The organism is Exiguobacterium sp. s7 (assembly GCF_018618195.1).
Lineage (GTDB): Bacteria > Bacillota > Bacilli > Exiguobacteriales > Exiguobacteriaceae > Exiguobacterium > Exiguobacterium mexicanum_A.
Genome location: NZ_JACSLO010000002.1, coordinates 476,140 through 486,688 on the forward strand (window position 1 = coordinate 476,140; position 10,549 = coordinate 486,688).

A 10,549-nucleotide genomic window follows, 5' to 3' on the forward strand; every position below is an offset into this window, starting at 1 on the left:
CAAGACGACTCACTCGGAGTCGTCTTGTTTCGTTTCTTTCACAATTCTAAATTTCGGTTTGATTGATTCGTTATTGAACGCCTCGAGCACGGTGTTCTCGTTGGCCATACGAATCTGTTGCGGCTCGCCTTTGGAAGTCGTGCCGATACAGAACATATGCGCCTCATGGTCGGCAAAGAGCGCCTTATACGGGGTGGCATGATGCATCAAGCGTCCCGGAGAGCCCCAGCCGACGATAATCATACCTCCGCTCGCCTCGACCTCGTCGAGCGTTTCCTCAACGTAATGAAAGTTGACTTCGTCGAGTTGCGATTCGACGTACGGCAGATTGTCATTGATGGCGAGTGTTGGGACGAGGCTGATGACGCGCATCTCACGGATCGGTTGATCGAGATGGTTCCGCATGAGCATATACGCCCGCTGCGTTGTCGTACCGGACAAGAAAGCATCGCTCATCCGGGGCGAGTAGATGATGACGGCACAGATGACGCCGTCGACGACATCTGTGAATTCGTACGAACGCAAGTAGCGCTTCGTCTTGTCCTCATTGAAGACCGACTTGACACGAATCGTCACTTCCTCGATATGGGTGTTCATAAGGTTTCCTCACTTTTAATCAAATAGTGCCGGGTCAGACCCAGCCTGCGAACCATTCCAAGTAGCGGATTGTGTAGCGCGCGACACTTTGGGTTGCCGACGCCTTGTCATCCGGTAAATAAGACACATCGGTTTGATATGACTCATAAAACGACATCACATCATTGACATACTGTTCACTGCGATTGTACTCGAAGATGGCGTTTCGAATCGAGTCCGTCGTGTCTGCCTTCGTCCCGCCGTGCTCGCTCAAATAGTAAGCGGCCGTATGGGCCGAGTCGACGAGACTGTGCGGGTCGGCTTTGCCATCATTGTTGCCATCGCGTCCGAGACCGCCGTACTGTTCGATGAGCGCGAGATCCGTCAAATCGACTTCGTCCTCAGGGACATCGCCTTTTTGATCGTCCGTGTCATATTGCCAACCGAGCCACGTCCGCGGCATGAATTGGAACGGTCCGATCGCCCCGACCGATGAACGCATCGATGAACTGTGGGAGAAAATCGTCTCGACGCGATGGACGGCGGCAAGTAAGCGCCAATCGACGTCATACGTGGCCGCAGCATCCTCATACACATCGCGATGGACGGACGGGACGCCATGGTCCCCGTAATAGGCCCGGTACAGGGCATTGTTCACTTTATCATGTTGACCAAACCAGCCGATTGCGCCGAGGCACAGCACGATCACAAGCATGAGACCGGTCAGTCGCAAAATCAATCGTTTCAAGATTCCGCCTCCTAGCTTTCTAGACAATACCCGAATAGTGTAGCATATAGCTAACAGGAAGGACAGGAGTGGATATAGATGCTCGAACAGGCCGTCTTTACCATCATTCTCATGTATTTGTTGATCGTTCAATTGTTCAACGCCCGGTTGATGAAGCCGATGATCGAAACGCTCGGTCGTGGACGTGTCTATGAACAGACAGTCAAGTCGTCGTGGGGGCTCAGTCTGCTTTTGCTCGCCCTCGTCTTCTTGTTCGGCGTCCCGCCAGACATGGTCGGTCTCGGATTCGCCCCGGTCGAAAGGGACATGTCCGCTTGGAAGTTTTTCTTTTTCACGACCATCCTCATCTCCGTGCTGCTGGCGTTTTACTTGCTCGTCAAAACCTCGTCTCGGTTACGGCGGCGGTTACGACCGTACTATGAGCTCGAAATCGAGCGGTTGCTCTTGCCACGGACGGATATTGAGGCGAAGGCGTGGAGCGCTGTCTCGTGGACGGCAGGTGTGACCGAGGAATTCATATTCCGTGGTGTGCTCCTCTACACCGTCAGTCTCTATCTTGACGTCTCATCCTTGACACTCGCCTTCATCGGCGGCGCCTTGTTCGGGTTGGCCCATGCTTATCAAGGCGTCAGGGGCGTTCTGGTCACCGGGATCGTCGGCTGGGGACTCGGCTATTTGTACTTGGCGATGGGGGTATTATGGCCAGTGATGGTCGTCCATGCCTTGCTCGACCTTATCGCTGGACCGATTCACGTCGTCGATTCAGAAACTGACTGACGGCCGCCTCATAGGCGGGTTGATCTTTCAAGATACAGTTTGTGTGCTCAGCCCCATGGATGAGGGCTAACTCGTTTTGCCGGTTGAGCGCGTTCATCTCGACCGACATCCACGTCGGCACGAAATCATCTTTCGTCCCGTGGATGAACAAGACGGGCGCGTCAATCGCGGCGAGGTCGTATTTGGGCCGGACTTGATGCATCCGGAAACCGGCCCGCGTCCACAAGAAATAGTTGATCCCTGGCAAGAGCAGGTCCCCGGGCAACCGGTGTAACACGTTCAACTGATGGCGCATGAGCTGTCTCATGTCGTCAAACGGACATTCGGCGATCAAGAAGTCGACGTCGGTTAACGGTCCGGCCTGTAAGATCGAGGCAGCTCCCATCGAGACACCGTGCAATCCGACTTCCGTGACCACTTCATTGGCCCGCAACCAGTCGACCCAATCGGTGATGTCATGCTTTTCGTGGTAACCATAAGAGGCGTATACGCCCTCGGACTCACCGTGCGATCTCAAGTCGACAGCGAGGAGGTTGTACCCGAGGCGATGGAACATCGCCAAATGTGGGGCCATGAAACTGTGAGAGGCGGTATAGCCGTGAACGAACACGATCCATTTCGTCGACCCTTCATTGCGGTAGACGCGTCCATACAGCCGATAGCCATCCTGAGAACGGAGCGAGACGTGCTCGAACGGCACGTCATGATAAAACGATTGATCTTCTTTCGTATACGGGGCCAAGAGCATCTCTGGTGTCTTGCGTTTGCCTCGCGTCATGCGCTTGAACGCATAATAACTGATGGCATAGTAGCCGGTGAATAGTGTTGCAAGTCCAACTTTCCATCTCTTCTGCATCTGAACCGCTCCTTTCTCCATTATTGTACCCGAAAACGTGACGATAGTTCACGCGCAGTGTCAGTTTGACGGCGGGTTCATGCCGTTAAGCAAGGGACTTACCGATGATTGTCCCGTTCGTTTGAGCAGTATCGTCTTGCTATGATGGAACCAGACAATCATCAAGGTGAAGCGGGAGGAGACGAAGCGATGGGGCGAGAGGTGATGGATCAGTTGCTGCACGCGTGCTTGACGGGGCAGGTGGATTACAAGACCGCCGAAGGGGTGACCTTCTATCGTGCCCCGGTCAACGGCCATCGTCAGCATGCGATGGTACTCGATGTGCTGATTGACCGCTATGTGCTTGAGCCGGCACGACCGATCGAACTGTCCGTGTCGGACGTGGCGCAAGCGATTGGGTCATCGGCGGACGAGGTCTTCCAATCAGTCCTAGCGCTCGCCCGCATCACTCTCGTCTCGCAACATATCGAGGAAAGACTAATCCGGGTCGATTCGGCCGGAATCGACGAGCATGGGAACATGACACTCATCATCGGTTTCAACGCCTGGTTGACGCATCATTTAGGAAAACTCGTAAGTGCATCGATTGAGGAGCCACTTCACGCGCACGTCATCTGACAAACAACAGGGAAGGCCGCCTCAATCGCGGTCTTCCCTGTTTTGATGTCGGGGCGACGGTTGGAGCAGGCCGTCCTGAAGCATGAGGACCCGGTCACAGACGTCGAGCATCCGTTCGTCATGGGTGATAACGATGACCCGTCGCGCACTCATCCGTGCCTCAGTAACGAGCAACTCCATCACCCGTCGGCCATTCTCATAATCGAGGCTCGCCGTCGGCTCATCGGCCAAAATCAGTCGGGGGCGATTGACCAAGGCCCGAGCGACCGCGACACGTTGACGTTCTCCTCCGGACAGTTGCCCTGGTAACTGGTCGAGACGATGCCCCAAACCGAGAGCGTCGAGCAGCCGAATCGGATCTTGTTTCGACTCGCTCTCGGCCTGGACGAGCTCGAGTTGTTCCCGGACCGTCAAGTAAGGGACGAGATGTGCTTGCTGGAACACAAATCCGATTTCGTTCAGCCTCAAGAGGCGTCGCTCTTCTTCAGTGGCACCGAGCAAGTCTCGTCCTTCGAGCTCGACCTGTCCCGAGACCGGTCGTTTCAATAGTCCGAGAATTTGGAGCAAGGTACTTTTCCCGCTGCCGCTCGGTCCGATGATGCCGATACATTCCCCGGCATCGACCTGCAAATCGATTCCACGCAACACAGATTGTCCGTCATAGGCGTGGCTGATGTTCATCAATTTCATTGTAATGTCCCTCCTAAAGCGTCGGCGGCGTCAAGGTGACGCAGTTTCCAAAGCGGTAACAACGTACCGATGAGTGAGAGCCCGAACATGATCACACTGTAGAGCAGCACATGTCCCGCATCGAAACGGAATGGGATATCAGTTGGGACGAACGAGGCGACGAGGGCCGTCAAGGCGGCTGCCGACAGGCTCGCGACGAGCACCGTTGCCATGACTTGCGTGACGAGCGCCGTGCCGATCACACGAGGGCGAATCCCGATCGCTTTCAAAATTCCGAGTTCTGGCAGTTTCTGGAGCGTCAACATATAAAAGAATGCGGTCAAGATGAACGCACCGATGAACAATAAGAAGCCGCGCATCATCGTGAACGTGCCTTGTTCGGCTGTATAGCCCGGGACGGCCTCGACGACGTCTTGTTTGGAGAGCGTTGCGAGCGACGTCTCAGTTTCTCCGAGCCAGGCCGAGACGTATTCGGGTTGTCCGCTGTCTGCTTGGAACGCCTCCCACGTCTCCATCGATGCCCACATGACGGGTGCATGACTGTAACGTCCGTCCGTCGTCCCCGCGATGGTGAATGAGTAGCCGGTCGTGAAATCTTGAATCGTGTCCCCGAGTTTAAAGTCCCCGAGAAAGCTTGGATCGACGAGGACTTCGCCGACGGCGAGATCGAGGGCGGGTCCGATGTCAGAATCCCGCGGTAACGTGAATAGCGTGGCGTCCTGTTTCACGGTCCCATCGACGAGTGTCAACGGTTTGACCCCGAGCGGTGTAAGTGTTTCTGGCGTCGGCAGTTCGATGAACGAGCGGGTCAGTTGCCCGTCCGCATCCTCAGCCAACTGAAACGTCTCGGTGTCGAGTTCACGCAAACTGGCCCCGTTGTCATAGGCGAGCCCATCGGCAAGCCCGGTGATCAACGTCGACAATAAGACGATGAGTAGGGTGATGACAAAAATTAATGAAAATTTTCGTTTTTGCCGCCACATTTCTTTAAATGCTAAATTCATACAAAAAAGCCTCCTTCATAGCGATGAAGGAAGCATAACTGACGGATATGAACAGAATATGAACGGGACTAAAACCGGACGTAAAAGGTGCTCCCTGTCCCGAGACGGGATTCGACCGTCATCTCACCGCCATGCAGGCGGACGATGTCTTGGGCAATAGCAAGTCCGAGACCGGTGCCCCGCCCGGTCCGAGAGATATCTCCTTTATAGAAACGTTCGAACAGGCGTGCCTGCGTCGCCTCATCCATTCCGACGCCGGCATCTTGAATCGAGAGGGTCGGACGATCGGCTGCATACGCTTTGATGGTGATCAGCCCCCCGTCATGAGAGGCGTGAATCGCGTTCGTCAACAAGTTGGTCCAGACTTGGGCCAATAAGAGCGGGTCGCCGGTCACGACGAGCGATGTGTCAATCTCTGTCGCGACGGCGATCCCTTTCTCATCCAGCTGGAACGCATGGCGACGAATGACGTCCTCGATCGATGCGCTCACATCAACTTGTTCGGAGAGCGACACGTTCGACTCGTCGAGCCGGGCGAGCAGGAGCAACTGTTTTGTCAAATCCGAGAGGCGATCCGTCTCGTCACGAATGATCCCGGCATACATCAAGGCGTCCCCTTCGGTTCGGGCGGCCAGTTCCGAGGCGTAGCCTTTGATTGAGGTGAGCGGTGTTTGGAATTCGTGCGAGACGCTTGAGACGAAGCGACGCCGTTCACCCTCGGATTTCTCCAGTGAGTCGACCATGTCAGAGAAACGACGGGCGAGGGTTCCAATCTCATCGTTGCGCTCGGTCGGGAGATCGAGCGGACGGGCCCCGGATGCGACGGAGCGGGTCGCATCTGTCAATGTGCGCACCGGTCGGACGATCAGGCTTGTCGATAGGGCGATCAAGATGAAGGCGAGGCCGGTCAGGAGTGCAAAGAACAAGCCGACGAACAAGTGCAATTCTCGGATTTGGGCGCCAAGGTCGGGGCGGATGAAGACGGCATCTTCCCCGTCCAGGCTGAAGCCATACGTGTTGACGACTTCATTGTCGAACAAGCCGAGCCAAAACAAGTGGAACGGATAAGCGCGCATCCCGTCGTAGCGTTCGCCGGACCGGACCGAGGCGATGACGGCTTCGTCGAGTTGCTCGTCCCGGAACGAACCTCCATAGCGGTCGACCTCACCGTCAGGACGCACGACGAGGAGTTGATAGCCCGTCTGAGCGAGCAATCGATAAAAGGCCGATGCCTCACTGTCCGTATGCGTCTCGAAGTAGTCAAGGGCGGCTTGTGCCGTCTGTTCGGTCTTTTCGCTGTAGGACGGCTGCCACCAGACGTAATAGGCGACATTGCTGACGAGAAGGGCGATGGCGCCGGACAAGAGCAAAATCATGAACACGGTCAGGACGATCCGGGTATAGAGCGTCTTCATGGCGAGACCTCGAGCGTATAGCCGACGCCCCGAACCGTTCGAATCGTGATCGTGTCGTCATGCAAGCGGCCTCGGAGCCGTTTGATGTGCACATCGATGGTCCGGTCATCGCCCTCAAAGTCAAGGCCCCATACTTGTTCGATCAGTTCATCCCGGGTGAACACCCGGCCCGGGAACGCCGCCAGCTGATAGAGCAGCTCGAACTCCTTTTTCGGCAGGTGGATCGTCTCACTGTTCAGTTCAAGGCGATAATCGCGCAAGTCGAGCTTGAGCGGTCCGACTGTGACGAGTGTGGCCGCATTTTTGGCGTAACGTTTTGCGACGGCTTGAAGGCGGAACAGCAGCTCTTCCGGGATGAACGGTTTTGTCATATAATCATCGGCCCCGTGTTCGAAGCCGCTTCGTTTTACTTCCCATTCCCCGAGAGCGGTCAATAAAATGACGGGAATGTCCGTCATTTGCTTCAGACGTGAGCAGAGCGTCCGTCCGTCGAGGCCGGGCAGCAAGATGTCGATGATCGCGGCATCGGCAGGGTTCGCCATAAACAGTCGCTCGGCGTCGGCCCCATCCATGACAGCTGTCACCGTATGTCCGGCTCGCTGTAGCGTGGTCTCAACGAGGTGAAGGATAGCCAAATCGTCCTCTACAATCAGTACGTGCATCGCTCTCTTCCTTTCTATCACGACACCGAAAACAGGTGACCCGTGGCAGGTCACCTGCATGTTATGTCGTTTTGGTCAGTTCTTTATGCAAGGCTCGAAGCGCCCGCAAGAAGGCATCTTTGAAATACTTGTCTTCTTGCGCCTCGAGTGTCTCAAGAGCAGAAGCGTCGCCGGCGCTCGCCTTGACGAGCAGGTTGACGACTGTGCCCCACCGCTTGACGTGCTCGGGCTTCGGATGGTTCATCGCGACAGTCAACGTGAACCAGTACGGTTGGTCACGGCGTTGGAGCGTGGCAATCATCTGTTTGGCCGTCATCGCTTCATCCTCGGTTGGTAACGTGGCGGTGGCGAACCAGCCGAGCAGCGCGGCGCTCATCGCCTCGAGCCGGACTTTGGCGTCCGGGTCGATCGGTTCGCGCCCGAACTCGGAAATGTTGACAAAGACGAGTCGGTCTTTCCGGTCGAGGTGGGTGATCCATCCTTTGACCGATTTGAGTTTTTCTTTATCTTTCGACTGGGCTTTCACCGTGTAGCCGTTCAGTTTACCGATGTAAATCCGGAACTGACCGCGATCGAGCTGTTTATCGACCTTGAACTCGATATCTTGGCCCACAGTGAACGGTTGATCCTTTTTGCTGAGCGTCTCGCCTTTCTTCAGCTCAGGCCGACGCACGATATAGCGGAGTGCCTCCTGCTCGGTCCGATCGTCAAGCGTCCAAAGGTTGTTCGGCGTGACGTTTTTGAAACGGTGTCGTCGGACATAGATGTATTGGTCGAGCGCCTCGACGGCGTCGGCGACGGAATTTTTTCCACTCAAATAGTCGTCTGCGATATCCCGGAGCGTGATCGACTCGAGCCGGTCGATGTGCCCGACGTAAGGGACGTTCCCGACGACGAACAAGGCCGTGGCGATCAATTCACTCTCGCGAGGGGTCAAAGGGCGTTTGGCCATACTGCACTTCCTCTCTTCATGTCATCTCATTCAGTATACCAAAAACAGATTTCGTCATGTTGTATGAATCGACTAGATGGAAAATTTTACAGGCATACAGGATTTCGCGGTTTCGTTCCGAATATTTGTTAAGATAGAGCTATGTGGAAGTTGAGATGAGGTGATGAGATGAAGCTATCGATTGATCCGGGGGACTATGTCGTCTTGATTGAAATCAATAAAGAGGTCTTGAAATGTACGTCCCTCGACCAAGCCGAGTATGCCGATCGGGACCGCTATGAATTGGTCGGCCGCATGAGTGAGCGGCTTCCGGCCGAGGTGATCGTGCCTTCCATCATCGATTATATCCGGTTCGGGAGCGGCTATATCGGCGACAATATCGTCTGGGACAAGGAGACGGAATCGTTCTTCTGTCAACAGTTCGAGACGATCGACGGCTCACCGCTTGGCGAGAACTTGGACGGATTCACACCTGACCCGTATCGGACGGAGCTGGCGCGCTATTACACGTATTTGACGATCGGAAAAATCATTGAATACGAGATGCACGACCCTGACCAGCCGGACTATTGGTAAGCGTCGCAAAAATGTCACAATCTATTTTTTGAAAAAAAGGGAAATTAACCGCGTGATTTGAGATAATGGGGTCATCTTATGAAGTGTGGATTGGAGCGGAAGGCGATGAAAAAAATAATGATTGCAGCAGCGCTCGCGCTGCTTGTCCCTTCGTCTGTGGACGCGGCCAAACCGGTGCTGTTGGAAAAGCACGGCTATGTCGTGGCCGAGCCTAGGGTCGGTCATCAGTACTATATCAAGCAAACGGGTACCGACTTGACGTGGAATACGACCCGAGGGGCGTCGGACATCGTCATCGCTTTGATCGATTCATCGGCCGACCGGAGTCATAAAGAGCTGTATAACGTCCCGCGTGTCGTCAACTCGATGAAAGGCCCGTATAGTGTCGACTATCACGGCACGCACACGGCAGGCATCATGTCCGGACGTCACAACAAGTTCGGAATGGCAGGGCTCGCTCCAAACGTGCGTTATCATTTTTATAACGTCTTTTACGGCAAAAATTCGGAGTACACGGATTCTTGGACGGTCGCCAAGGCGGTTGACACGGCGGTCGCGAAAGGGGCGAACGTCATCAACATGTCGCTCGGAGGTCAAGACTATGACCGCGTCCTCGCCGACTCGATTCGTCGGGCCCGTGCCAAAGGTGTCGTCATCGTCGCCTCATCCGGGAATGACGGGAAGAAGAAAACGTCGTTCCCGGCCAATATGAAAGAAGTCATCGCGGTCGGGGCGATCGACGCAAACCGCCGTGTCGCTGCTTTTAGCAATATGGACAGCCAAGTCAAAATCGTGGCGCCCGGGGTGAATGTCTTGTCGCTCGGCGTGAAAAATAGCTTCGTCTACATGGACGGGACATCGATGGCGGCGCCGATGGTGTCGGCTGGGATCGCGCTCGTCAAATCGGTCAATCCGTTCCTGACGCCGGCCGACATCGATGCTTTGCTTCAAAAAATGCCACGTGCGAGCGGGAAGACGTATACCGAGCTCAACACGAAGCGGCTGATCGATGCGACGCCACGACCGGTCGCGCTCTCCGCACCATCGACGCTCAAGAGCCGCTATGTGAAAGAAGCGAAACTGACGGTCATGAAAAAGTCGAACTTGAAGACGACGTATACGTTGTATCAAGGAACGCGCAAAGTGAAGACGCTCTCAGCCGGGAAATCGATGTTTACGATGTATGCCGGAGGAGATTGGTTACCGAGCGGGAAATATCGCCTGAATGCCACCGTCACCGACGGGAAACACAAACGCTCGGTCAATCGTTCGTTCACCTATGTGAACGCCGTCAAGCCGTTAGTCACGGTCAGAGCGGCCGATGCCGGAACGTTTGAGTTGACCACGTCCCGAAAAGGCGTCGTCACCGTGCTCGACGCGAACAAGAAAGTCGTCTATGAGGCGCTTCATGTACCGGGCAAGTTCCCTGTTCGGGGTGACACGGGATCGGCCTATACGGTGCTGTTGAAGCCGACCGACGTCACTGAAAAAGTGGTGACGGTCAAATATGCGCCGCAACCGGTTCAAGTCGAGACGGATACTTCGGCGGAATCGACATAAAAAAACACCCGGAGCCAGTGCTGGCTTGAACTGCTCCCCGTCAAGTAGACAGGGTAAATAATGAAAACCAACCTAAGCGGCTTGAGACCTGTATTCGACAGGGCTCAAGCCGTTC

General features: G+C 55.1%; 12 protein-coding genes. 4 read left to right on the forward strand and 8 right to left on the reverse strand.

What is annotated here, in order from left to right; all coding sequences use genetic code 11:
- Nucleotides 1-9: 9 nt before the first annotated feature.
- Together KNP79_RS05010 and KNP79_RS05015 are read right to left on the reverse strand one after the other, a co-directional pair.
- The gene (locus KNP79_RS05010) at nucleotides 10-597 is read right to left on the reverse strand and encodes a DUF1643 domain-containing protein (protein ID WP_034777694.1); all 588 of its coding nucleotides are present in this window, start codon (nucleotides 595-597) and stop codon (nucleotides 10-12) included.
- A gap of 34 nt (nucleotides 598-631) precedes the next feature.
- Complete coding sequence (locus KNP79_RS05015; RefSeq protein ID WP_233004295.1) at nucleotides 632-1,324, reverse strand: lytic transglycosylase domain-containing protein; 693 nt, start codon at nucleotides 1,322-1,324, stop codon at nucleotides 632-634.
- Between the two features lie 78 nt (nucleotides 1,325-1,402).
- On the opposite strand from KNP79_RS05015, the gene KNP79_RS05020 reads away from it, so the two are divergent.
- A complete protein-coding gene (locus KNP79_RS05020) occupies nucleotides 1,403-2,101 on the forward strand; it encodes a CPBP family intramembrane glutamic endopeptidase (protein ID WP_138859377.1) in 699 nt (232 codons plus the stop codon).
- Here the strand turns inward: KNP79_RS05020 and KNP79_RS05025 are convergent.
- Entirely contained in the window at nucleotides 2,058-2,957 is a 900-nt protein-coding gene (locus KNP79_RS05025) for an alpha/beta hydrolase (protein ID WP_034777690.1), read from the reverse strand. The genes KNP79_RS05020 and KNP79_RS05025 overlap by 44 nt on opposite strands.
- Before the next feature lie 189 nt (nucleotides 2,958-3,146).
- Here KNP79_RS05025 and KNP79_RS05030 point away from each other — a divergent pair, with 189 nt between their 5' ends.
- The gene (locus KNP79_RS05030; protein ID WP_034777688.1) at nucleotides 3,147-3,575 is read left to right on the forward strand and encodes a hypothetical protein; all 429 of its coding nucleotides are present in this window, start codon (nucleotides 3,147-3,149) and stop codon (nucleotides 3,573-3,575) included.
- 21 nt (nucleotides 3,576-3,596) lie between these two features.
- On the opposite strand, the gene KNP79_RS05035 is transcribed toward KNP79_RS05030, so the two are convergent.
- The 5 genes from KNP79_RS05035 to KNP79_RS05055 form a co-directional block, all read right to left on the reverse strand.
- The gene (locus KNP79_RS05035) at nucleotides 3,597-4,265 is read right to left on the reverse strand and encodes an ABC transporter ATP-binding protein (RefSeq protein ID WP_138859378.1); all 669 of its coding nucleotides are present in this window, start codon (nucleotides 4,263-4,265) and stop codon (nucleotides 3,597-3,599) included.
- Entirely contained in the window at nucleotides 4,262-5,269 is a 1,008-nt protein-coding gene (locus KNP79_RS05040; protein WP_138859379.1) for an ABC transporter permease, read from the reverse strand. The genes KNP79_RS05035 and KNP79_RS05040 overlap by 4 nt, the downstream gene beginning before the upstream one ends.
- 68 nt (nucleotides 5,270-5,337) lie before the next feature.
- Nucleotides 5,338-6,684 carry a sensor histidine kinase gene (locus tag KNP79_RS05045; protein ID WP_215191418.1) on the reverse strand — a complete coding sequence of 449 codons (1,347 nt, stop codon included), beginning with the start codon at nucleotides 6,682-6,684 and terminating at the stop codon, nucleotides 5,338-5,340.
- A complete protein-coding gene (locus KNP79_RS05050; protein ID WP_215191420.1) occupies nucleotides 6,681-7,346 on the reverse strand; it encodes a response regulator transcription factor in 666 nt (221 codons plus the stop codon). The genes KNP79_RS05045 and KNP79_RS05050 overlap by 4 nt, the downstream gene beginning before the upstream one ends.
- Nucleotides 7,347-7,407: 61 nt before the next feature.
- The gene (locus KNP79_RS05055) at nucleotides 7,408-8,298 is read right to left on the reverse strand and encodes a hypothetical protein (RefSeq protein WP_138859382.1); all 891 of its coding nucleotides are present in this window, start codon (nucleotides 8,296-8,298) and stop codon (nucleotides 7,408-7,410) included.
- Between the two features lie 168 nt (nucleotides 8,299-8,466).
- Between KNP79_RS05055 and KNP79_RS05060 the strand changes: the two genes are divergently transcribed.
- Together KNP79_RS05060 and KNP79_RS05065 are read left to right on the forward strand one after the other, a co-directional pair.
- Nucleotides 8,467-8,874, forward strand: coding sequence for a hypothetical protein (locus KNP79_RS05060; RefSeq protein WP_215191421.1), 408 nt, complete (start codon nucleotides 8,467-8,469; stop codon nucleotides 8,872-8,874).
- A 78-nt stretch (nucleotides 8,875-8,952) separates the two neighbouring features.
- The gene (locus tag KNP79_RS05065; RefSeq protein WP_251132872.1) at nucleotides 8,953-10,434 is read left to right on the forward strand and encodes a S8 family peptidase; all 1,482 of its coding nucleotides are present in this window, start codon (nucleotides 8,953-8,955) and stop codon (nucleotides 10,432-10,434) included.
- Nucleotides 10,435-10,549: the final 115 nt, after the last annotated feature.

Coding starts and splice junctions, on each gene's coding strand:
- KNP79_RS05010 (WP_034777694.1), bottom strand. CDS start 597: ATGAACACCCATATCGAGGAAGTGACGATTCGTGTCAAGTCGGTCTTC.
- KNP79_RS05020 (WP_138859377.1), top strand. CDS start 1,403: ATGCTCGAACAGGCCGTCTTTACCATCATTCTCATGTATTTGTTGATC.
- KNP79_RS05025 (WP_034777690.1), bottom strand. CDS start 2,957: ATGCAGAAGAGATGGAAAGTTGGACTTGCAACACTATTCACCGGCTAC.
- KNP79_RS05030 (WP_034777688.1), top strand. CDS start 3,147: ATGGGGCGAGAGGTGATGGATCAGTTGCTGCACGCGTGCTTGACGGGG.
- KNP79_RS05035 (WP_138859378.1), bottom strand. CDS start 4,265: ATGAAATTGATGAACATCAGCCACGCCTATGACGGACAATCTGTGTTG.
- KNP79_RS05040 (WP_138859379.1), bottom strand. CDS start 5,269: ATGAATTTAGCATTTAAAGAAATGTGGCGGCAAAAACGAAAATTTTCA.
- KNP79_RS05045 (WP_215191418.1), bottom strand. CDS start 6,684: ATGAAGACGCTCTATACCCGGATCGTCCTGACCGTGTTCATGATTTTG.
- KNP79_RS05050 (WP_215191420.1), bottom strand. CDS start 7,346: ATGCACGTACTGATTGTAGAGGACGATTTGGCTATCCTTCACCTCGTT.
- KNP79_RS05055 (WP_138859382.1), bottom strand. CDS start 8,298: ATGGCCAAACGCCCTTTGACCCCTCGCGAGAGTGAATTGATCGCCACG.
- KNP79_RS05060 (WP_215191421.1), top strand. CDS start 8,467: ATGAAGCTATCGATTGATCCGGGGGACTATGTCGTCTTGATTGAAATC.
- KNP79_RS05065 (WP_251132872.1), top strand. CDS start 8,953: ATGAAGTGTGGATTGGAGCGGAAGGCGATGAAAAAAATAATGATTGCA.